Raw genomic sequence first — 21,659 nt, 5'->3', positions numbered from 1 at the left:
CGGACACTCCCGCCGACAGATCGCGGACATGGTCTTCTCCTCGCCGACGTTCCTGTTCCTCTTCCTGCCACTGACCCTCCTGGCCTACCTCCTGGTGCCCCGGTCGTGGCGGAACGCCTGCCTCCTGCTGGCCAGCATCGTGTTCTACGTCTGGGGTGCGGGAGGGCACGTGTTCGTGCTGCTCTACGTGGCCGTCGTCAGCTTCTACGGCGCCCGGGCGGCCGGGCGAGCAAGAACGAGAGTCACAACCGAGGACGGGAAACCCCTTCCGGCAGCCTCCCGCCGCGAGATCGCCACCCTGATCGCGCTCGTCCTAGTGCCGATCGTGCTCTACAAGTACCTGCCCCCGGTGACGCAGTTCGTCGCGTCCACAGCCTGGCCGGGCGCCCCGCAGATCCACTGGGCACTCCCCCTGGGCATCTCCTTCTTCACGTTCCACGCGATCTCCTACGTGGTCGACGCCGGCCGCGGCGATCTGCCCCCGGAGGAGTCGCCCCGCGACTACCTGCTCTACCTGTTCCTCTTCCCGCACCAGATCGCCGGGCCGATCGTGCGGTACTCCGAGATCGTCCACGAGCTGAAGGACAGCCGGGAGGTCACGCTGGGCAACGCCACCTACGGCCTGACCCGGTTCGCCTGGGGGCTGACGAAGAAGGCTTACATCGCCGACTCGGCCGGCATCGTGGCGGACGCGGCCTTCGGTACCCCGGGCGGAAGTCTCAGCTCCAGTACCGCCTGGATCGGGGCCCTGGCCTACGCAATCCAGATCTATTTCGACTTCAGCGGCTATTCGGACATGGCGATCGGTCTGGCGGCAATCTTCGGATTCCGGTTTCCGGAGAATTTCCGTTCGCCCTATACCGCGGCCGGGCCCGCCGAATTCTGGCGGCGCTGGCACATGACCCTGTCGCGCTGGTTCCGGGACTACGTCTACATTCCCCTGGGCGGCAACCGTCACGGAATCCGCCGCGAGTACGCCGCCCTGCTGATCACCTTTCTCCTGACCAGCCTCTGGCACGGGGCGACCTGGGGATTCCTGGTGTGGGGCGGGCTGCACAGTCTGGCGCTGCTCGCCGAGCGCGTCACGGGTCTGCACCGCCAGACCCCGGGCATGCTTCTCACAGCGCTGCGACGAGCGGCGATGGCGACGTTCGGGGTGTGCAGCTGGGTGCCGTTCCGGGCCCCGACGCTGACCGGGGCGATCGACGTCTGGCAGGCGATGTTCACGTTCCAGGGAGGCGAACCATCACCAGACGTCTACATCACCCTGACCCCCTGGAACGAGCTCGCTCTGATGCTGGGGTTACTGGTGTTTCTGCTGCCGCGCAACACCACGGGCTTTCAACTGATTCACGGTGGGCATTCCGGAGGATTGACATTCCGCTATCCCCTGGCCGCAGTCACTGCGCCGGTCCTGCTGGCGGTTGCGGTGATCTCGGTGCTCTGGCTGGATTTCAGCCCGTTCCTGTATTTCCAGTTCTGATTGTTCTGCCATGCTGTTCTTCGTGGGCCGAACCATCATCCTTCCCGACGACGACGAGCCCGAGCATTTGTCGGGTCCGGGCGACCGGGCAGCCGGACCGGCCGGGTCGTTCAGCGGGTTCGGCTCCCGCGACGGCGTGTCCCCTTCACCCTTCGCCGTCGCTGTGCGTCACGCCGAGCATCCCGACCGGCTGGAAATCGTCCATCACCCGGCGCCGGAGGCCGGCGTGGACGAGACACCGGACGAGCCGGGTTCTTCCGCCGCGCAGGAGCTCGACGATCTACTCGCCCGGTTCCGCGCCGAACGTCAGCGCAGGCGCAGCGTGAGGGCCGCCCGGGTGCTGGTAGCCCTGTTCGCCGTCGCGCTGCTCGCGGTCTGGCTGCTCGACCCACCCCTGCCGTGGGGCGACGAGAACCGTGACCTGACGTCGTTCCCGCGCGTCTCCCCCTCGGGAATCCTCAGCGGCGCCGACTCCCAGCAGACCGACGCCGCGCTGCGCGACCGCCTGGCGCTGCGCCAGTACGTCACCGAAGCGATCGGTGAGGCCTCGCGCGACCGGCTCGGCACCAGCCTGAACCCGGCCGTGGTGCTGGGCAAGAACCGCACACCGTTCCTCTCCGAAGACTTCACGCTGCCCTGCCGGTACCCGTTCGACGCCGCCGCGACCCGGGCCGGGCTCGCCAAGCTCACCCAGATCGCTTCCGGCACCGGCAAATCCATCATGGTGGCAATCGCGCCGGACAAGTCGGCGATCATGAGCGACATCCTCGGCCCGCGCGCCGACGCCCTCCTGGCCTGCGCCGACCAGGTACGCAGCACGACCGAGCAGACCTGGCCGGTCACCGGCGGCCTGGCCACCGGGCCGGTCGTGACCAGCTGGGACCAGCTCCAGGCGGCGCAGGACGAGGCCCCGGGCTCGGTGTTCCAGAAGGGCGACAGCCACTGGACCAGCCAGGGCGCCCTGGTCTGGTCGAAGACCGTGATCGACGCGCTGATCGCCCGGGGCGAGGCACCCGGATCGCTGGCCGGGGCCCCCCACGCGGTGCAGGTGCAGGACGAGCAGGCCGACAACGACCTCTACCGGCTGATGGGCATCTCGAAGAAGGCGATGGTGCCCGTCTACCAGGTGACCCGCAAAGACGTGACGATCCGCGCCCGCACCATGAAATCGCCCTCCGGCCGAGGTATTGCCGTGTTCCGGGCGTGGTCGACCAGTGCCCCGATGATCGACGGCCGCACGCTGGTGGTGAACGACTCGTTCATCTCCCGCGCCGAGGGCCTGCTGGCGCCGTACTTCACCGATCTCGAGGTGATGCACTGGTCCGACTTCCTCACCGCGGTGCAGGACGACGACCTGCCGGAGTTCGACCGGATCATCATCGAGACCGTGCAGCGCGGCTGGCCCCAGCGCGCGGGCTGGCTGGAAGAGGGTCAGCCGATGTACGAGTCGCTGGCCGCCGAGCTGGGAACCCCGGCGAAAGACGAAACCAGCACCTCCGACGAGTAACTCACGGCAGTTGTCGGTAGCGCGGGACGATCACCACGAGCGCGCACACCAGCACCGCGAGCAGGCCTGCCCCACCGCCGTACGTCGCCACCAGGTAGGGCAGGCTCTGCGTGCCGGGACGGGTCAGGGCCGCCCGGAACCCGATCGCCGATCCGACACCCGCGCAGAACAACACGATCGTCCAGACCCGGGCCGAAACCATCCGGGACACAGGCGCGACCCGTGGCGCGACCGGCTGCGCGACCGGTTGGGGCATCGTCCGCACCCACCAGCGCCATAACGCCCCGCCGATGAACAACAGCCCGACGATGCTGCTCGCGACCTGCGCCCAGCGGGCCCCGAGCATGCTGCCGTGCTGCTGCGCGAGCCAGGAAAGGTGCGCGGTACCCCAGCGGTCCGGATGCGTGAACTCGTCCCAGAAGACATGTGTCACCGCGCCGACGAGCAGGGAGACCACCACGAGCGCGGCCGCCCGGAGGGTGCCCAGGTTCTGCCGCAGCGGTACCGGCAACTCCCCCACCCGGTCGCGCACCGGCCGCGGCGAGACCGCCACGGCCAGCGGCGCGATCAGCACCTGCCAGACCGCGAACGCGAAAAGGCCCATCAGCAGGTCCAGTCCGACGATTCCGGTGATCGTGTGGCTGGCGTGCGAGACGGACCAGCGGGCCCCGGTCGGCAGCGGGAAGTAGTAGACGAGGTCGGGCGTCATGCTGCCGATCACCAGCGCCGACGGCACCAGGCCGGTACGCAGGAACGGCAGCACGGCGGCCGGGTGACTCCCCGTGAAGGGCATGTAGTACTCCGAATCGTTATATTGCAGACGGTTCCCTCGAAATGCGCGCTTCCGGGGCTGCCCTCAAGATCGTCTCATCGCCCGGTGATCATCGGGCAGTAACCGTCCCTTCCCCCTCGGGGACCTACCCAGGAGGTAACCGTGCTTGCGATTGCTGCCGCCGTGGCCTTTGGCCTTGCTCTGCTTCTCGACTTCGCGAACGCCGACCTCGGCGACGCGTTCACGAACACCACGCTGACCACGCTGGGGCTGTTCCTGCTGGCGCTGCACTTCGCCGGCGTCGGTACCCGTGGCCGGAGCCACCGCTGACCTCTCGGCTCCGGTAGTTCTGCCGACAGTCGTTCCAGCAGTGGACGACGTGGCTCAGTAGCGCGGTTGCGTCGGGTCGATCTCATCGATCCATCGCAAGACGCCTCCGGGTACGTGAGCCACGTCGTCCAGCCCTGCGTCATGGGCCATTTCGAGAGCCTGAGCAGACCGTCCGCCGCTCTTGCAGTGCAGTACCACCGGACGCCCCTGGGCGACCTCCGCGAGGAGAGCACCCGCGTCCCCAGTTCGCAGCACCGACCAAGGCAACCCGACCGCACCGGGGATCGACGCGATCAGCCGTTCTTCGGGTTCCCGCACGTCGACCAGCACGAAATCATCCTCGCCGCGCCCGCGTCGCTCCAGGCGCCGGGCCAGTTCCCCCACGCTGACCTCGCGAACCTCGCCGCCCGAGCCGCCGGGAGCCGAGATACCGCAGAACGCCTCGTAATCGGCGGCCAGTTCCCCGACCGGCACCGCATCGGGGGCGGGCCGCACCCGAATCGTCTGCCACGTCATCCCGGCCGCGTCGAACAGCATGATCCGGCCCAGAAGTGGTTCTCCAACACCGGTGATCAGCTTGATCGCCTCGGTCGCCATGACCGAGCCGATGGCCGCGCACGTCACCCCCAGCACGCCCCCCTCGGCGCACGACGGCACCGCACCGGGCGGCGGAGGCGTGGGGTGCAGGTCGCGATAGGTCACCGGCACATGCCCCTGCGGCGGGCGGGACCAGAACACCGAAACCTGCCCGTCGAAACGGAACACCGAGCCCCAGACCAGCGGAACCCCGGCTATCGAACAGGCGTCGCCGACCAGATAACGCGTGGCAAAGTTGTCCGTGCCGTCGAGCACCACGTCGTGCCCCTCGATGACGTCCAGGGCGTTGTCGCGGGTGATCCGGGCTCGCAACGGTTTTACCGTCACCAGCGGGTTCAGCTCGGTCAGGGCCCGCACCGCACTGTCGACCTTGGGCGTGCCCGTCGCCGACCCGGCGTGCAGCACCTGCCGGTGAAGGTTCGACACCTCCACCACGTCGTCGTCGATCACGCTGATGGTGCCGACCCCGGCCGCCGCCAGATAGGTCAGCACCGGGCTGCCCAGACCCCCGGCGCCGATCACCAGCACCCGGGCGTTCTTCAGCCGCCGCTGCCCGACACTTCCCAGGCCGGGCAGGAGCACCTGCCGCGAGTACCGGGTGAACTCGTCCGCGGTGAGCTCGTCACCGGGCTCGACCAGGGGCTCCATCGACGGCTTCACGGGTGCGGCCAGGGATTGGGCTTGCAGCCGAGCAGGCCCTTCGTCTGCTGCATCATGAGCGGCGCCCGCTTCCCCTGGCCGGCGCAGTACTCGTGACCGTGGCCGAGGGCGTGACCCACCTCGTGGTTGACGACATAGTGGCGGTAACCCGTCCGGTCCTTCTTATATTCGGGAATGGCCTTGGTCCACCGGTACGTGGTCAGCACCACCCGTCCGCCGTTACGGCAGGAGAGCTTGCCGAACGTCTTCAGCGGCAGGCACATCGACGCCGAGGTCTGCGGGCTGGCCAGCGTCACCGTGGTGAAGGCCTCCGATGCCTCGTCGGTGCGGGCGAAGCGCCGGGTGCCGTTCTCGGTCCAGCTGCGGTCGTCGTTCAGGGTGGCCAGCACGAAGTCGGCGAACTTCTCGCCGTCGATCGCCACACCCTTCTCGACCTGCACCCGCACCTTGTAGACCTTGCCCTTACCCGGGGCCTTGGCCGTGCCCTTCACCGTCGTCAGCGTGCCCGTGGCCTTCCACTTCACCTTCGCCGAGGTCAGACCCGCCTCCACATCGGCCTCGGTAAGGCCCTGGGGCAGATCGGCGGTGTCGTCGGTGGTGGACGTGGTGTCCGACTCGCCGGTGGCGGTGCCGGTGGACGTCAGGGTGGCCGTCGTCGCGCTGCCGGTCGGGGCACTGATGGAGGACGAGGTTGAGGACGAGGTGGTGGACGCGGTCGCGGAGGCTCCCTCCGACGATCCCGAGCAGCCGGTCAGGGCCAGCGCCATCACGGCCAGCAGGGCCGCCGCCCGGAACCGGACCGCGGGCTCGTCCGCTTTCGCCGTGTTCCGGGTGCCCAGAACATCCATGCTGTCGCCCACCACATCCGGCCTGGTCGAGCTCATTCCGGCTAATCCCTCCTGTACGGCCACTTCCCGTCCGGCACGCTACCGGCCCCGGCGAACCCTGAGAGCCGGGAGTACAGCCAGGTGACTGACGTGACTTCCGTGGGCGAAGACGGGCAGGCTGGACGCCGGCGCCCTCGAGGGAGAGGGTGCAGCAAGAGGATGGTTAGGAACTCGTAGGTAGCGGCTATACCCCTTTACCTGATGCTGAAACGTGGGAACGATCACCCGAATAGATGTACCTGGTGCCGCAGAGTGTCTAGGTGCACCGCAATTTGGTAACGCCTCGTAGCCTTACAATCACTTAAAGCATCGGAATCGCGGGGGCGCAGCCGAAGCGTCTTAGCATCCGCTGACGGGCACTGATGCGGGGAGGCAAGCAATGTCGACACCAGAGGTGCGCTCGCGCGGAACCCGGCTGCCGAGGACGGCACGACGCAGCCAATTGCTCGGAGCAGCGCGAGAGGTTTTCGTGGCTCAGGGCTATCACGCGGCTGCGATGGACGAGATCGCCGAGCGTGCCGGCGTCAGCAAGCCGGTCCTCTACCAGCACTTCCCTGGTAAACGGGATCTGTACCTGGCGCTGATCGAACAGCATTCCGCCGAGGTGGTGGAATGCCTGCGCGGGGCGATCGAGGGCACCACCGACAACAAGATGCGGGTCGCCGGGGCGATGGGGGCTTTCTTCGATTTCATCGACCGGGAGAACGAGTCGTTCCGGCTCATCTTCGAGTCCGACCTGACCAACGACCCGGACGTCCGGGCGCGTGTGGAGTCGGTGAACGAGCAGTGCGGGCGGATGGTCGCCGAGCTGATCCACGAGGAGTCCGGGCTGCCCTGGCCGGAGTGCGAGCTCATCGGGATGGGCCTCTCCGGCATGGCCCACGTCGCTGCGCGCTACTGGCTGCAGAAGGGGCGCCAGATGCCCCGGGAGGAAGCGGTACGCCTGCTCGCCGGGATCACCTGGCGGGGTATCGCGGCCATTCCCCTGCAGGAGAACGAAGACATGCTGCCTGGTCAGCCGAGCACTCCCCGCCCGGTGACCGACCTGACCGGGCTGGGCGAGAGCCAGCCGGCGACCCACCTGTCCTGACCCCCGGCGAAGGGCCCGGAACGCCCCGGGCGGGGCCCGGCGATTCCGCTGTCGGCTAATCATGCGTGCCGCCCGGTTCAGCGCGCCTTCTGGCGGTTAGGCTTCGTCGACCAACGACAACGCCACCCCGCGAGGGGGCCGGCAAGGACGGAAGGGGCCACTCGCGTGGAGGTCAAGATCGGCGTCCGGGACATCCCGCGCGACATCGTGCTGGAGTCCGACGACTCGGCCGAGTCGGTCGCGAACGCGGTCGAGGCCGCGATCAGCGGCGGCTCGCTGCTGCGCCTCAAGGACGACAAGGGCCGCACGATCGTCGTTCCGGGCAACCTGATCGGCTACGTCGAGATCGGCGCGGAAGAGACCCGTCGCGTAGGTTTCGGCACGATCTGAGTTCGTGAACCGAGAAGGCGCCGCTCCCGGTCATCCCGGGGCGGCGCCTTCTTCACGTCCTGGGCCCTGAGCTCTAGGCGGACAGGCCCATCTCGGCCATCCGCCGGGTGTGCTGCTCGGTGATCCGGCTGAACATCGACACGATCCCCACCAGGCCCATGCCCGGGTGCTCGTCGGTACCGGTCAGCAGGGTGGAGAAGGTGTCCCGGTCGGCCGCGACCCGCTGGCCCTGGCTGAGGGCCTCCCCCACCAGGCGGCGACCCCACAGCGCCAGCCGGCTGCCCTTGATCGGGTCCTCACTGATCGCCTGCCGCACCTCCTGCAGGACGAACGACATCCGCTGCCCGGCCTCCAGGGTGCCCAGCACCAGGTCGCGGGTCTCGTCGTCGACGTAGGTGCTGATCTCCCGGTAGAAGTCGGAGGCGATGCCGTCCCCGACGTAGAACTTGACCAGGCCCTCCAGCCAGTCCGAGGGCCGGGTGCGCTCGTGGAATCCGTCCAGCGCCTCCACGAACGGGGCCATCGCCTGCTCGGGGTCGGCGCCGATCTCCACGAGGCGGGCCCGCAGCCGGTCGTAGTGCGCGAACTCGGTGGCGGCCAGGGCGGCCATGTCCGCCTTGGCCGAAAGGCGTGGGGCAAGGTCCGCATCCGTGGAAAGTCGGATGAACGCGCTCAATTCGCCATAAGCCAGCGTGCCCAGTAGATCAACAACGGCCGCCCGGTATGCCGGATCGGTGAACCTGTCCTCCTGCTGCTCCATGATGAGGAGGGTATCCAGCCCCGGACCAGGTAGGATCAGTTAGTTAGAGGTAACTGTTAGACCCGTAAGTGGATGACCGGTCGCTAACACGGTCGGCTTCCGAATGCCGCAGCGCGGCCCGCCGGAGCGCCTTTTCCTTCGCCACCCCACCGGGGTCGGCGCGATCCGGCCGCAGGCCTGCGCCCCCGAAGAGTTAGGCACTGCGTGTCCGCTTCACCGAACGATTCAGAGATCCAGAATTCTTCCAGCGAGCCGGGCGACACCGTCGACCCGCTGGCGATCGCCGACCCGATCGAGGCCCTCGACAAGGCCGGCGAGATCGTCGCCGTCGTCGAGAACGAGGCCGGGGCCGCCCCCGTCGCGGGCTGGGCCGAGCTGGGCACCGACCCGCGCATCACCGACGCGCTGATCAGCGCCGGCATGACCGCGCCGTTCCCGATCCAGTCGATGACCCTCCCCGTCGCCGTCAACGGTGGCGACGTGATCGGCCAGGCCAAGACCGGTACCGGCAAGACCCTCGGCTTCGGCATCCCGCTGCTGCACCGGGTCACCGGCCCGAAGGACGAGGGCTTCGCCGAGATGGCGCTGCCGGGCGCCCCGCAGGCCCTGGCGATCGTGCCGACCCGCGAGCTCGCCACCCAGGTCGCCGAAGACCTCAAGGTCGCCTCGAAGAACCTCAGCGTGCGGATCCTGACCGTCTACGGCGGCCGGGCCTACGAACCGCAGGTCGAGGCCCTGAAGAAGGGCATCGAGGTGGTCGTCGGTACTCCCGGCCGCCTGCTCGACCTGGCCCAGCAGGGCCTGCTGAACCTGGCCCACGTGCGCACCCTGGTGCTCGACGAGGCCGACGAGATGCTCGACCTGGGCTTCCTGCCCGACGTCGAGAAGCTCATGTCCCTCACCCCCGACGGCCGTCAGACCATGCTGTTCTCGGCGACCATGCCGGGTGCCGTGGTGTCGCTGGCCCGTAAGTACATGACCCAGCCCACCCACATCCGCGCCAGTGACCCGGACGACTCCGGCGCCACGGTGCTCGCGACCGCGCAGTTCATCTACCGCGCCCACGCGATGGACAAGGTGGAGATGCTGGCCCGGCTGCTGCAGGCCGAGGGCCGCGGGCTGTCGATCATCTTCACCCGCACCAAGCGCACGGCCGCCAAGGTGGCCGACGACCTGGCCGACCGGGGCTTCGCCGCCGCGGCGATCCACGGTGACCTCGGTCAGGGCGCTCGCGAGCAGGCGCTGCGGGCCTTCCGCAACGGCAAGATCGACGTGCTGGTCGCGACCGACGTGGCCGCCCGCGGTATCGACGTCGACAATGTGACGCACGTGGTCAACTACGCCTGCCCGGAAGACGAGAAGACCTACCTGCACCGCATCGGCCGCACCGGCCGGGCCGGCAACACCGGTGTCGCGGTCACGTTCGTCGACTGGGACGACATCCACCGCTGGGTGATGATCGACAAGGCCCTCGACCTGGGCATCCCGTCCCCGGCCGAGACCTACTCGACCTCGCCGCACTTCTCCGAGGACCTGCACATCCCGGCGGGGGTCAAGGGCACGCTGCCCCGGGCCTCGCGCACCCGGGCCGGGCTGGCCGCCGAAGAGGTCGAAGACCTGGGCGAGACCGGCAAGCGCGGTGGCGGGGCCAAGGTGACGTCCCGGCGTGACGGTGGTCGCGACAGTGGCGGCCGGGACAGTGGCGGCCGGGACGGCGGCGGCCGTGACGGCGGACGTGACCGGGGCCGTGACGGCGGTGGCCGCTCCCGGAGCCGGGGTCGCGACGAGTCGGGTACCCCCTCCGAAAACTCCGGTCCCGACGAGGTCACCGGTTCCGACGAGTCGGCCGAGCCCCGGACCCGGCGTCCGCGGGCCCGTCGGCGCATGCGCTCCGGCGTTCCCGTCGACGGCGCGGCCGCCGAAGGCACCCAGGGCCCGGACGAGGCTCCCGCGGTGACGGCGGCGTCCGGTACGCCGACCGACGCGGCCGGCAGTTCCCCGGCCGGCGACTCCACTGACGGTGGTGATGCGGACGGCGAGGCCGCCCGCAAGCGCCGCCGGCGTCGTCGCGGTGGCCGGGGCTCGGGCTCGGGTTCGTCCGCGGCGGAGAGTGCCCCCGCCTCGGCGGGTTCCACCGAGAGCTGAGTTCTTCCCCCAACGCCCGTGGCCCGCACCGAAAGGTGCGGGCCACGGGCATTTTGCCGACCATCGCGGAAGGTGAGGGGCCGGACCGGGGGTGGTGGACGTCCTCAGTCCGGCTCGGCGAGACCCCCTGGGAGCTACAACGCGCCGGCCTCGCCCGGCGACGCGTTGTGCATGCTGTGCGCACCCCGGGAAGGCCTGGCCGGGGCGACCTTCCGGCCGCCGAAGCGCCAGGCCCGGAGCAGACCGTCGGCGATCCGGAAGTAGGCGCGGGCCCCCGACGAGCTCGGCGAGGTGGCGATGATCGACGTGCCGACGCTGGGGGCCTCGGCGAACTTCACCGAGCGCGGGATCGGGTTGAGCACCGGCACCCGGTAGCGTCGCTTCACGTCACCGAGCACCGCGCGGGCGTGCGTCGAGCGCTTGTCGTACATGGTGGGCAGCAGACCCCGCACACGCAGCCGCGGGTTGAGCAGACGGTGCACGTCGGCCACGGTGTCGAGCAGCTGCCCGACACCCCGGTGGCTGAGCATCTCGCACTGCAGGGGCACGATCACCTCGTCGGCCGCGGCGAGCGCGTTGAGCGTAAGCAGGCCCAGGCTGGGTGAGCAGTCGAGAAGGATGACGTCGTAGGTGGAGAGCACCTCTTCGAGGCCGCGGCGCACCACGAACTCGCGCTGGGGCGCGGGCAGCAGCATCGCCTCGGCGGCCAGCAGGTCGATGGTGGAGGGCACCAGGTCCATGCCCTCGCTGGTGCGCAGGCGGGCCATCGACAGGTCGACCTCACCGCGCACCACGTCGGAGATCGAGTACTCGACCACGTCGGGGTCGATGCCCAGGCTGAAGGTGAGGGACGACTGCGGGTCCAGGTCGATCAGGAGGACGCGGAGCCCTCTCAGCACGAACGCGGCACCGAGCGAAGCCACCGTGGTGGTCTTGGCGACGCCACCCTTCTGGTTGGCGACGGCGATTACGCGGCCCATGCATCTGCTCCCGAAGACGGCGGGCCGGAAAGACCCGCTTTCAGACTATCGACAGACTGTGTCCGATTGGGCCGACGGAGGGCTCGACAGGCGATCAAGGGTCGAATCCGACAGGCTTGACCCATGGCAGCGAGCGCTACGGAAGACAGGTGGGAACGGAGCGGCGTGCTCCTCCCCCTGGCCGGCGCTGCCCTGCGGACGGTGGATCATGAATCCGACCGCAGGCAGCCAGGATCCGACCAGACTGCTGCGGGCAGAGCGCGGGCAGCCTGGGGACGGCGAGGGCAGATGGAGCAGGTGGAGACCGGTGCGGCGGTACGGCACCAGCAGGAGAACTGGGACCAGCTGGAGCATCCCGCGGACTCCGGTCTCACCGACGACCAGGAACCCGAGCATGATGCTGATCACGATGGGCTGGGTCAGTGGGGCCTTTTCGGACCGCGCACCGTCACCTGGCGCGTGCACTCCGACCCTCTGATCGGCCTGGCGACACTGCGGGGTCTGGCGATGCAGGTACTCCACCCGGAGGGGATGGCGAACGTGTTCGCCACGGCCCGGAGGGTGGACGACCCGTGGGACCGCCTGCAGTGGTCACAGCGGCACATGGGTGCGGTGATCTTCGGTAACAGCATCGAGGCCGCCATGACCGGCGCCCGGTTGCGCGCGGTGATGGGACAGGTCAGCGGCTGGGCCAGTGACGGTGACGAGTTCCGTGGCGACGACGAGGAACTCGTGCTGTGGATGCACTGCTGCCAGGTCGCCTCGTTCATCGAGGTCACGCGGCGGGGTGGGCTCGACCTGACCGATGCCGAGCACGACGCCTACATCCAGGAACAGGTGCGTACGGCCGCGGTCTGGGGCCTGGAGCCCGACCAGGTTCCGGCCACGCGGCGTGACCTGGCGCGGTACTTCCGCCGGGTGCGTCCGCAGCTGCGGATGACGCACGAGGCCCGGGCCTTCATCTCCTCGCTCCTGAGCCCGGCCGTGCCCGAGCTGATTGCCATGACCCAGCGCAACCGCCCGTCATGGGCTCCGGTCGCGGGGCTGGCCTGGTCTTCGCTGCCGGGCTGGGCCCGGTCGATGTATTCGTCGGGGCCCGGCGACGGGGCCGGTTCGCTCACGCCGTCGGCGGCGACGGTGGCCCTGCACTCGCTGCGTGACGCGTTGCTCGTCGCGCGTCACTGATGTGCGGTTCGCAAGCGACACGCCCGACCTGACCCGTTCGGCGGGGTGGGTTCGCATCAAGTAGGCAAACCGCCACGGAAAGTTCGCATTCAAGACCCAGAAGTGGGCGTCAGCCATTACTCTGACTCCTGCCCGGCCTCCCGGTCGGTGGCTCTGACCAGCACACCGACCCAGACGAGGCGGTCCGCGCGGATGAACCGAGTGCCCGTTCCCGGCAGCCGGGCCGGGGTCGACCACGACCTGCTCGACCAGCTCAGCGGCCAGGTGCGTGCTCTGGCAGCGGACTATCTGGTCCAGTCGCCCATCGCCCTGGTGAACCCGGTCTGGCGGCTGCGGCGTGAGGTGTTCGAGCTGCTGGAGAAGCGGCAGCGTCCCAGCCTGACCGCGCCGCTGTACTCGCTGGCCGGCCGGCTGTGCGCCCTGATCGCCCACGCCAGTGCCGATCTCGGCGATCCGGTGGCGGCCGAGACGAACACCCGCACGGCCTGGCTGTGCGCCGAGCTGGCCGACGACGACTCGCTGCGGGCCTTCATCCGCTGGGTCCAGTCCAACGTGGCCTACTGGGGCGGCGACTACCCGGGGGCGGCCCGCATCGCTCTCAGCGGTCGCCGGCATGCCACCAAGGGCAGCAACCTGCTGCGCCTGGCCAGCGCGGAGGCCCGGGCCTGGGCCGCGTGCGGCCAGACCCGCGAGGTGGAGCAGGCCCTCACCGTGGCGCAGGCCGAACGCGACCGGACCACCGGGGACGACCACCAGGCCGGGGTCTTCCGGTTCGAGCCGGGCAAGGCGGCCTACTACGCCAGCGAGGCCTGGCTGGCCCTGGGAGGAGTACCCAACGCCCGGCTGGCGGCCCGGGAGGCCACCGAGGCGCTCGGTCTGCTGCAGTCAGTTCCCGCTCAGCGCTCCCCCGAGCTGGTCGCGGCCGCCCGCCTGGACCTGTGCAACGCCCACCTGGCCCTGTCCGACCTCGACGCCGCGGCCGGCGAGCTGCGCGAGGTGCTGTCCCTGCCCGCCGACAATCGCACCGGGCCGATCGTGGGCCGGGTCGCCACGGCGGCCGGCACGCTCCAATCGCCCGAATTCACCCGTTCGGCCCTTTCCCGGCAGCTCCTGGATGAGATCGCCTTGTTCCGGGCCTGTCCGGCCCGGCGCGACCTGTCGGACGCCCTGACGTAATCGCCCGACCACACGGCTCTGCGAAACGGAGATCCGCATCGTGCTGCCCCCTTCCGCCCGGCCGTCACCCCTGTCCGGCCCGGAACGCTCTTTCCAGGTGGCCGTGTGCGGCCCCCGGAACTGCACCGACGAGCAGGCCGAGGCGGCGCACCGGGTGGGTGAGCTGCTCGCCCGGGCCGGGGTGACGGTGATCTGCGGCGGCGGCACCGGGGTGATGGCCGCGGTCGCCTCCGGGGCCCGCGCCCAGGGCGGCACCGTGGTCGGCATCCGCCCAGGCCCCGACACCACCGGCGCCAGCCCCGACCTGTCGGTGACGATCGTGACCAATCTCGGCGAGGCCCGTAACGCGGTCATCGTCTGGAGCGCCGACGCGGTGATCGCCGTGGGCGGGTCGTGGGGCACGCTCAGCGAGGTCGCCCTGGCCCGCCGGCGCGGTGAGGTACCGGTGGTGGTGCTCGACGGCTGGCACGTGGTCGGGAAGGACGGCGAACTGGTAGACGCTGGGATCGCCTACGTCGACAGTCCGGAAGAGGCCGTCCGGCAGGCCCTGCAGAACGCCTAACCGAGCTGCGAGACCCAGGGCACCTTGTCCTCGGAGGCCGCTCTTCCTTCCGGGCAGTGCCGGCGGAAGTCGCAGTACGAGCATCCCGGTGAGGGTTTCGGCGGGAAGACGTCGCGGCCCTGGGCGTGGGCCCGATCGCCCGCAGCGGCCGCCTCACCCAGCGAGTTCGCCTCGGCCAGGCGGCTTTCCAGGCCCGCCCGGTCGTAGCGGGCCACCGCCCGGGTGCCCGAGGGCAGGTGGTGCAGCTCGACCTGCACGCACGGCCGGCGGTAGGTGCGGGCCGTGCCGACGGCATACACGGCCAGGGCGAGGCTGGCGAAGGCGTCGGACTCGTCCGGGGCCCGGCGCCCGGTCTTGTAGTCCACCACCACGAGTTCCCCGCCGCGCTGGTCGATCCGGTCGACCCGGCCGGACAGCGACAGCCGTTCGGTCTTCGCGGTGACCGTCTTCTCCACCCCGGCCGGTACGGCCATCGGGTCCTGCGCCGAGCCGAAGAGGTACTTCCGCACCCACTCCACGGCGCGCCGCCCGGCCGCGGCCGACTGCTCACGGTCTGCGAAACCATCGTTGAGCCAACGCTTCCGCACCAACTGGGAAGCCCGTTCGGTCGTCCTCAATTTCACCGGTGTACCCCACCAGTCGGCGAGCGCCGAGTGCACCGCGGCCCCGATGCTGGTGTGCGCCCAGGCCCCGCCCCGCGACGGCTGGGGCTTGTCCAGGTAGGTGAACCGGTAGCGGCGCGGGCAGTCCTGCCAGGTGGCCAGGCGCGTCGGGGTGCACGGGTAGAGCGGTTCGGGCATGCCGATCAGCTCGAGCTGGTCGTGCTGCTGGCCCTGGTCCTGCTTCACGGCCGCACCACCCGCTCCGGTGTGCCCTTCGCGATGATGGCCTCCAGCACCTCGGGGGCCGTGGTGTGCTCACCGATCCGGTTGACCTTGCCGGTGCCGTGGTAGTCGCTGGAGCCGGTCGTCAGCAGCCCGAGGTCGGCGGCCAGCCCGCGCAACCGCACCCGATCGGCCTCCTCGTGATCGCGATGCTCCACCTCCAGGCCGGCCATCCCGGCCCGGGCCAGCGTGGCGATGTCGTCGTCGGACACCAGCCGCCCCCGTTTTCCGGCGCGGGGGTGGGCCATCACCGGCACCCCGCCCGCGGCGATCACCAGCCGCACGATCAGGTCGGCCTCGGGCGAGTGGTAGGGCAGGTAGTAGCGTGAGCGGCCGTTCAGCACGGTGGCGAAGGCCTCGTCGCGGCTGGCCACGGCCCCGGCCTCGACCAGGGCGTCCGCGATGTGGGGGCGGCCCACGGCGACGTCGGGCCGGCAGTGACGCTGCACGTCGGCCCAGGTGATGTCGAAGTCTTCCGACAGCCTCTGCACCATCCGCTCCGCCCGGGTCAGCCGGTCGATCTTGGTCTGCTCCTCCTCGGCCAGCAGCGCCCGGTCGTCCGGATCGTGCAGGTAGGCCAGCATGTGCACGCCGATGCCGTGCATCTGGCAGGAGATCTCGGCCCCCGGCACCAGGGTCAGCCCCAGCTCCCGGGCGGTCCGGGAGGCGGCCGGGACGCCCGCGGTGGTGTCGTGGTCGGTGAGTGCGACGACGTCCAGCCCGGCGGCCGCGGCCGCGGACATCACCCCGGTGGGGTCGTCGGTTCCGTCCGAGGCGCTGGAGTGGGCGTGGAGATCGATTCGCACGCAGGTCAGCGTAGGCGCGGAGTCAGGGCGCCGCAGGGCAGATCGGGCTCGGCATCCTCATTACGGGCATCCACGAGGGAGAACCGGTTCAGCAGGGCCAGCGCGGCGGAGCTCGGCCAGGCCAGTACCCAGAGCCAGACGCCCGACGCCTCGCCGACGTAGGCCAGCCCGTCGACCAGCGGGATCGACCACAGCGGGACCTCGTGGTCGTCGGCGTGCAGCTTGATCTCCGCCGGGTCGTGCGCGGCCTTCTCGGCCAGCAGGGGGCCCGGGTCGACGCCGTCCAGCCCGGCCAGGTGGGCCCCCAGCCCGATGCCCGGCTGCTCGGCCACGAAGATCAGGTCGACCGTGGGTTCCTCGTCGCCGACCTCCGGCATCGGGTGCGGGCCGGAGACCGCGACCACGACCGCCACCGAGCCTCCGGAGCCGGCCCACTGCAGGCCGGTGACCTGCCAGTCGTCGGGCATCGGGTGCGGTATCCAGACCGGCACCAGCGAGTCCAGCGCGACCTGGCGGAGCAGTTTCTGCGTGGGCGCCTGCGCCGGGCCCACCGGCACGACGTCGCCGTGCTGCTCGCAGGTCCAGACCGGGGCCTGGTCGCCCGGTTCCCGGGCCACCGAACCGCAGCGCGGGCAGGTTCGCAGAAGGGTCACCCTTCGACGGTTGCGCGCCGCGCGCCACAGGTCAAGCCGCCGCGCGAGGGGGTCTCACCGAAGGGGCTCCGGCCGGCCCGGCTGGTCCCCGCCGCGACTGTCCAGGTAGTTCCGTTTCGGCACCATCACCTTGCGCCGGAAGATGCAGACCACGACGCCGTCCTGCCGGTAGCCGACGGTCTCCACGTGCACGATGCCGCGGTCGTCCTTCGACGTGGACTCCCACTTGGCGAGCACCGTGGTCTCGCCGTAGATCGTGTCGCCGTGAAAGGTCGGGGCCACGTGCCGCAGCGACTCGATCTCCAGGTTGGCGATCGCCCGGCCGGAGACGTCGGGCACCGACAGGCCCAGCAGGATCGAGTAGATCAGGTTGCCCACCACCACGTTCGCGCCGAACTGGGTGCTGTGCTGCGCGTAGTGCGCGTCCAGGTGCAGCGGATGGTGGTTCATCGTGATCAGGCAGAACAGGTGGTCGTCCGACTCCGTCACGGTCCGGCCGGGCCAGTGCCGGTAGACGGCACCGACCTCGAACTCCTCGTAGCTGCGCCCGAACTGCATCGTGGCCCTCCTCGTCGGCGTCGCCGATCACTCTGCCCGGCCGCCCGCCGCAGCGAACCCCTCCCACCGGTGGGCTGACTCACGCGCCCGCCACTGGCAGACGGCACAATGAGGGCATGAGTGAGAACGAACCCGTCGTGCAGGGCCCCGAGGGCGAGTCGGCGCAGCCGGCGGAGGTCGAGCACCGGGAGCGACCGAACTCCCCGGCGTTCCGCAAGTTCATCGCCTCCGGCTGGGCACCTCGTCCCGAGGGCCTGCCCGAGCAGACCCCTGCCGCCCCCTACGCCGCCGCCCGCCGCGCCGCTCTGGCCGCCGAACTGCCGGGTGAGCGCCTCGTCCTCCCCGCCGGTGGGTTCCGGGTGCGCAGCAACGACACCGACTACCGCTTCCGCCCGCACTCCGCGTTCGCCCACCTGACCGGCCTGGGCACCGACCGGGAGCCGGACGCCGCCCTGGTCCTGGAGCCCTCCGGCGACGGGTTCGACGCGGTGCTCTACTTCCAGCCGCGCGCCGAGCGCGACTCCGAGCAGTTCTACGCCAACCCCCGCTACGGCGAGCTCTGGGTGGGCGTGCGCCCCAGCCTGGAAGAGGTCGCGGCGGAGACCGGCCTGATCTGCCGGCCCCTGGACGAGCTGGCCGACGCGGTCACGAAAGACGCCGGCGCGATCTCGGTCCGGGTGGTGCGCGACGCCGACCCCGCCCTGGACGAGGCGATCGACGAGGCCCGCGCCGCGGCCGGCACCAGCCAGGAGGTCGCGCTCGCGGCCGACCGCGACCTGGCCCGCATCGTCTCCGAACTGCGCCTGGTGAAAGACGATTTCGAGATCGCCGAGATGCGCCGGGCGATCGACGTGACGGCTCGCGGGTTCGCCGACATCGTGCGCGCCCTGCCCGAGGCCGTGGCCTCCGTGCGGGGTGAGCGCGTGGTGGAGACGGTGTTCGAGAGCCGTGCCCGCCGCGAGGGCAACGGGGTCGGCTACGACACCATCGCCGCCTCCGGCCCGCACGCCTGCACTCTGCACTGGATCCGCAACGACGGCCCGGTGAACGAGTCCGACCTGGTGCTGGTCGACGCCGGTGCGGAGGTCGACTCGCTCTACACGGCCGACATCACCCGCACCCTGCCGGTCTCGGGCACCTTCACCGATGCCCAGCGCCGGGTCTACCAGGCCGTGCTCGACGCCGCCGACGCCGCGTTCGCCGCCGCCCGGCCCGGGGTGAAGTTCCGGGAGGTTCACTCCGCCGCGATGCAGGTGATCGCCGCCCGGCTCGAGGAGTGGAACCTGCTGCCCTCCACCGCGCAGGAGTCGCTGCAGAAGGAGAACCAGTTCCACCGCCGCTGGATGGTGCACGGCACCAGCCATCACCTCGGCATCGACGTGCACGACTGCGCCCAGGCCCGCAAGGAGATGTACCTGGACGCCGAGCTGGAGCCGGGCATGATCTTCACCATCGAGCCCGGCCTCTACTTCGGCCCGCACGACCTGCTGGCCCCCGAGGAGTTCCGGGGCATCGGCGTCCGCATCGAGGACGACGTGCTGGTGACCGCCGACGGGGTGGAGAACCTCTCGGCCGGTCTGCCGCGTGAGCCCGCCCAGATCGAGGCCTGGATGGCCTCCCTGCACGCCTGACCCACACCGTTACAGCCCGTCCCCGTCGTACCGGGGCCGGGCTGTAACGCTTTGGCCCGGCCACACGATGTACTCCTGGGCGCAGACCCGGGGCAGACTGATCACGGCCCGTGTTCACACGGGCAAGGCCAATCCGTTACCGGTTCTTCCGGCTGATGTCCAGGGTTTCCGGCGACGGTCGGGCTGCCCAAGGGTTAGCATGAGCGGCGGCCGAACGCTGTTCCGGTAACGCCCGGACGGCTGGTCAAGAGCAAGCTCGGGCGACCGATGTTGCAGGTCGACGATGGTTCCCGGATGAGGGAGGTGAGATCGGTGCCGTCCAGAGATGACACCCCTGCCAGTACCGACTCCCCCGCGGAACGTGAGCTCCGCGCTGCCCTCCCGATGACCGCGGGGGTCTGCGGAGCTCTCTGAGGGTTGTGCGCCCGTGGTGGCGCCGCCCTTCCGCGGGGCATGCCTGCCCACCGGAGGTGAAAGACCCATGGCCCGCACCAACCGCACCGGCCTCGCCCGGTCCCTGGCCCTTCCCCGCGCCCAGCTGCGCAACGTCTACCCGGCGCTGCGTTACGGGCCCCTCGACGTGCTCAAGCAGCACATCGACGACACCTCCAGCTCGACCGGCGGGCTTCTCGACGCAGCCGTGGACTGGGGCCTCTACGGCGCCGGCCGCCGGATGTCGTCGAACGACTTCCAGCACGCCGTACGGACCGCCCAGAAGGGTGAGGGTTTCGTCTGGCTGGGTCTGCACGAGCCCTCCTCCGAGCAGCTCGAGCAGCTCGGTGAGGTCTTCTCGCTGCACCCCCTCGCCCTTGAGGACGCCGCCGGCGCCCGCCAGCGTCCCAAGCTCGAACGCCACGAGAACGACATGTTCCTGGCCATGCGCACGCTCGCCTACGTGGACTCGGTCGACCGCGACGCCGGGGGTGACGTGGTCGAGACGGGCGCCGTGATGGTGTTCGTCGGCGAGTACTTCGTCATCACCGTGCGGCACGGCAAGCACACGGGGCTGGCCGGGCTGCGCCGCCATCTGGAGGGCAACCCCGAGCAGCTCGCGCTGGGCCCCTCCGCCGTGCTGCACGCCGTCGCCGACAAGGTGGTCGACGAGTACCTGGCCGTCGTGGACGCGGTGCAGCAGGATCTCGAGGAGATCGAGAGCACGGTGTTCGCCCCTCGCGGCAACACCGACATCGAGCGCATCTACCAGCTCAAGCGCGACGTCATCGAGATGAAGCGCACCGTGCAGCCTCTCGCCGCACCCCTGCGCGAACTCTCGGAACGGCCGCGGCGGCTGGTCCACGCCGAGATCCGGGAGTACTTCCGCGACGTCTCCGACCACCTGGCCCGCGTGCACGAGCAGGTCGCCGGTTTCGACGAACTGCTCACCTCGATCCTCCAGGCCGGCCTGGCCCGGGTCTCGATCGCCGAGAACGAGGACATGCGCAAGATCTCGGCCTGGGTCGCGATCGCCGCGGTGCCCACGATGATCGCCGGCATCTACGGCATGAACTTCGACTACATGCCCGAGACGCAGCACGCCTGGGGCTATCCGGTCGTGCTCAGCCTGATGGCGGTCATCTGTGCCGGGCTCTTCCGGGGCTTCAAGCGAAATGGCTGGCTGTAAAGGCACAATGGTGGACGTCGATGAGCACCATCCACTCTGGGGTTCCCTCACGGACGTGCCCGGCTTCCGGGTCGGGCACTCCCAGCGCCTCGAAGACGGCTGGCTGAGCGGCGTCACGGTCGTGGTACCGCCCCCGGGCACCGTCGGTGCCGTCGACGTGCGCGGTGGCGGTCCGGGGACGCACGAGACCGATGCCCTCGACCCGACCACGCTGGTGCCCACGGTGGACGCCGTGGTGCTTACCGGCGGAAGCGCTTTCGGCCTCGCCGCGGCTGGTGGCGTGCAACAGTGGTGCCTGGAGCAGGGTCTCGGGTTCGCCGTCGGCCCGCCGTCCGACCCGACCTCGGTCCTGGTGCCGATCGTCCCCGCCGCCGCCATTTTCGACCTCGGCCGCGGTGGTGACCTGTCCGCCCGGCCCGACGCCGCACTCGGGTACGAGGCGGCCTGCCACGTCGGTCAGACCACCCCGCGGGGCGTGATCGGCGCGGGCACAGGCGCTCTGGCCGCGCGAACCACGCTGAAGGGCGGCATCGGCACGGCCTCCGTGCAGCTGCCGGACGGAGTGGTCGTCGGGGCCGTCGTCGTGCTCAACGCCCTGGGCTCGCCGCTCGACGCGACCACGGGTGCACTGCTCGGCACTGCCTTCGTCCCGCCCGGCCGCCCCCGGCCCCCGGCCCCCGACCCGGCCGAGTACGCGGCCTACCGAGAGGAAATCGCGGCTCCTGCTCCCGCCGCCAACACCACCCTGGCGGTCGTGGCCACCAACGCCGCGCTCGACCCGGCCCGGGCCCGGCGCACCGCCACCGCGGCCCACGACGGCCTGGCCCGCGCCCTGACCCCCGCCCACACCCTGCTCGACGGCGACACTGTTTTCGTCCTGGCCTCCGGCGAGATCGAGGTCGACCTCCCGGCCGTGGTGACGATCCAGGCAGCCGCCGCCGACGCGGTCATGCTGGCCGCCATGGACGCCGTCCTGGCCGCG

Annotated in this window: 21 protein-coding genes; 12 read left to right on the top strand and 9 right to left on the bottom strand. The window is 70.4% G+C overall.

The annotated features are described in order from the left end of the window. Positions 1 to 28: 28 nt before the first annotated feature. Both LR393_RS16725 and LR393_RS16720 read left to right on the top strand, forming a co-directional pair. Positions 29 to 1,483 (top strand): MBOAT family O-acyltransferase, encoded by a 1,455-nt coding sequence (locus LR393_RS16725; RefSeq protein ID WP_231484864.1) that lies wholly within the window; start codon positions 29 to 31, stop codon positions 1,481 to 1,483. 22 nt (positions 1,484 to 1,505) lie between these two features. Then, positions 1,506 to 2,990 (top strand): alginate O-acetyltransferase AlgX-related protein, encoded by a 1,485-nt coding sequence (locus LR393_RS16720; RefSeq protein WP_231484863.1) that lies wholly within the window; start codon positions 1,506 to 1,508, stop codon positions 2,988 to 2,990. Position 2,991: 1 nt separating this feature from the next. On the opposite strand, the gene LR393_RS16715 is transcribed toward LR393_RS16720, so the two are convergent. Further along, a complete protein-coding gene (locus tag LR393_RS16715) occupies positions 2,992 to 3,783 on the bottom strand; it encodes a DUF4184 family protein (protein ID WP_231484862.1) in 792 nt (263 codons plus the stop codon). 141 nt (positions 3,784 to 3,924) lie between these two features. Here LR393_RS16715 and LR393_RS16710 point away from each other — a divergent pair, with 141 nt between their 5' ends. Continuing rightward, positions 3,925 to 4,092, top strand: coding sequence for a hypothetical protein (locus LR393_RS16710; protein WP_231484861.1), 168 nt, complete (start codon positions 3,925 to 3,927; stop codon positions 4,090 to 4,092). Positions 4,093 to 4,146: 54 nt separating this feature from the next. On the opposite strand, the gene moeB is transcribed toward LR393_RS16710, so the two are convergent. Together moeB and LR393_RS16700 are read right to left on the bottom strand one after the other, a co-directional pair. Then, entirely contained in the window at positions 4,147 to 5,337 is a 1,191-nt protein-coding gene (moeB, locus tag LR393_RS16705) for a molybdopterin-synthase adenylyltransferase MoeB (protein ID WP_231484860.1), read from the bottom strand. Positions 5,338 to 5,345: 8 nt separating this feature from the next. Beyond that, the gene (locus LR393_RS16700; RefSeq protein WP_231484859.1) at positions 5,346 to 6,233 is read right to left on the bottom strand and encodes a DUF3152 domain-containing protein; all 888 of its coding nucleotides are present in this window, start codon (positions 6,231 to 6,233) and stop codon (positions 5,346 to 5,348) included. A gap of 382 nt (positions 6,234 to 6,615) precedes the next feature. Between LR393_RS16700 and LR393_RS16695 the strand changes: the two genes are divergently transcribed. Beyond that, entirely contained in the window at positions 6,616 to 7,326 is a 711-nt protein-coding gene (locus LR393_RS16695; protein ID WP_231484858.1) for a TetR/AcrR family transcriptional regulator, read from the top strand. Positions 7,327 to 7,491: 165 nt separating this feature from the next. Further along, on the top strand, positions 7,492 to 7,716 hold the full coding sequence (locus LR393_RS16690; protein WP_231484857.1) for a DUF3107 domain-containing protein: 225 nt from the start codon (positions 7,492 to 7,494) through the stop codon (positions 7,714 to 7,716). 73 nt (positions 7,717 to 7,789) lie between these two features. Here LR393_RS16690 and LR393_RS16685 read toward each other — a convergent pair whose 3' ends face one another. Next, on the bottom strand, positions 7,790 to 8,476 hold the full coding sequence (locus LR393_RS16685; protein ID WP_231484856.1) for a ferritin-like fold-containing protein: 687 nt from the start codon (positions 8,474 to 8,476) through the stop codon (positions 7,790 to 7,792). Between the two features lie 420 nt (positions 8,477 to 8,896). Between LR393_RS16685 and LR393_RS16680 the strand changes: the two genes are divergently transcribed. Continuing rightward, a complete protein-coding gene (locus LR393_RS16680) occupies positions 8,897 to 10,621 on the top strand; it encodes a DEAD/DEAH box helicase (protein ID WP_345718571.1) in 1,725 nt (574 codons plus the stop codon). A gap of 134 nt (positions 10,622 to 10,755) precedes the next feature. Here LR393_RS16680 and LR393_RS16675 read toward each other — a convergent pair whose 3' ends face one another. Next, positions 10,756 to 11,601 carry a ParA family protein gene (locus tag LR393_RS16675; protein WP_231484854.1) on the bottom strand — a complete coding sequence of 282 codons (846 nt, stop codon included), beginning with the start codon at positions 11,599 to 11,601 and terminating at the stop codon, positions 10,756 to 10,758. Positions 11,602 to 11,889: 288 nt separating this feature from the next. Here LR393_RS16675 and LR393_RS16670 point away from each other — a divergent pair, with 288 nt between their 5' ends. From LR393_RS16670 to LR393_RS16660, 3 genes are all read left to right on the top strand, one after another. Continuing rightward, positions 11,890 to 12,786, top strand: coding sequence for an oxygenase MpaB family protein (locus LR393_RS16670; protein WP_231484853.1), 897 nt, complete (start codon positions 11,890 to 11,892; stop codon positions 12,784 to 12,786). Positions 12,787 to 12,978: 192 nt separating this feature from the next. Next, complete coding sequence (locus LR393_RS16665; RefSeq protein ID WP_231484852.1) at positions 12,979 to 13,962, top strand: hypothetical protein; 984 nt, start codon at positions 12,979 to 12,981, stop codon at positions 13,960 to 13,962. Between the two features lie 40 nt (positions 13,963 to 14,002). Continuing rightward, entirely contained in the window at positions 14,003 to 14,524 is a 522-nt protein-coding gene (locus LR393_RS16660) for a TIGR00725 family protein (protein ID WP_231484851.1), read from the top strand. Here LR393_RS16660 and LR393_RS16655 read toward each other — a convergent pair. Genes LR393_RS16655 through LR393_RS16640 form a run of 4 tightly spaced genes read right to left on the bottom strand, consistent with a single transcriptional unit; the run spans position 14,521 to position 17,425 of the window. Continuing rightward, the gene (locus tag LR393_RS16655) at positions 14,521 to 15,372 is read right to left on the bottom strand and encodes a RecB family exonuclease (protein WP_231484850.1); all 852 of its coding nucleotides are present in this window, start codon (positions 15,370 to 15,372) and stop codon (positions 14,521 to 14,523) included. The genes LR393_RS16660 and LR393_RS16655 overlap by 4 nt on opposite strands. Further along, positions 15,369 to 16,214 carry a PHP domain-containing protein gene (locus tag LR393_RS16650; protein WP_231484849.1) on the bottom strand — a complete coding sequence of 282 codons (846 nt, stop codon included), beginning with the start codon at positions 16,212 to 16,214 and terminating at the stop codon, positions 15,369 to 15,371. The genes LR393_RS16655 and LR393_RS16650 overlap by 4 nt, the downstream gene beginning before the upstream one ends. A gap of 5 nt (positions 16,215 to 16,219) precedes the next feature. Then, complete coding sequence (locus LR393_RS16645; protein WP_231484848.1) at positions 16,220 to 16,867, bottom strand: DUF6758 family protein; 648 nt, start codon at positions 16,865 to 16,867, stop codon at positions 16,220 to 16,222. A gap of 54 nt (positions 16,868 to 16,921) precedes the next feature. Further along, a complete protein-coding gene (locus tag LR393_RS16640; protein ID WP_231484847.1) occupies positions 16,922 to 17,425 on the bottom strand; it encodes a MaoC family dehydratase in 504 nt (167 codons plus the stop codon). A gap of 116 nt (positions 17,426 to 17,541) precedes the next feature. Here LR393_RS16640 and LR393_RS16635 point away from each other — a divergent pair, with 116 nt between their 5' ends. The 3 genes from LR393_RS16635 to LR393_RS16625 form a co-directional block, all read left to right on the top strand. Continuing rightward, positions 17,542 to 19,056: an aminopeptidase P family protein gene (locus LR393_RS16635; RefSeq protein WP_231484846.1), complete on the top strand. Its 1,515-nt coding sequence runs from the start codon at positions 17,542 to 17,544 to the stop codon at positions 19,054 to 19,056. A gap of 481 nt (positions 19,057 to 19,537) precedes the next feature. After that, positions 19,538 to 20,677, top strand: a complete 1,140-nt coding sequence (locus LR393_RS16630) for a magnesium and cobalt transport protein CorA (protein ID WP_231484845.1) — start codon at positions 19,538 to 19,540, stop codon at positions 20,675 to 20,677. Positions 20,678 to 20,684: 7 nt separating this feature from the next. Then, positions 20,685 to 21,659, top strand: a 975-nt coding sequence (locus LR393_RS16625) for a P1 family peptidase (RefSeq protein ID WP_231484844.1), incomplete at its 3' end; no start/stop codon positions are given.

The organism is Kineosporia mesophila (assembly GCF_021129235.1).
GTDB classification, from domain to species: Bacteria; Actinomycetota; Actinomycetes; order Actinomycetales; family Kineosporiaceae; genus Kineosporia; species Kineosporia mesophila.
The sequence above is the reverse complement of the archived record's forward strand: the minus strand, read 5'-3'. Positions and strand labels throughout refer to the sequence as shown.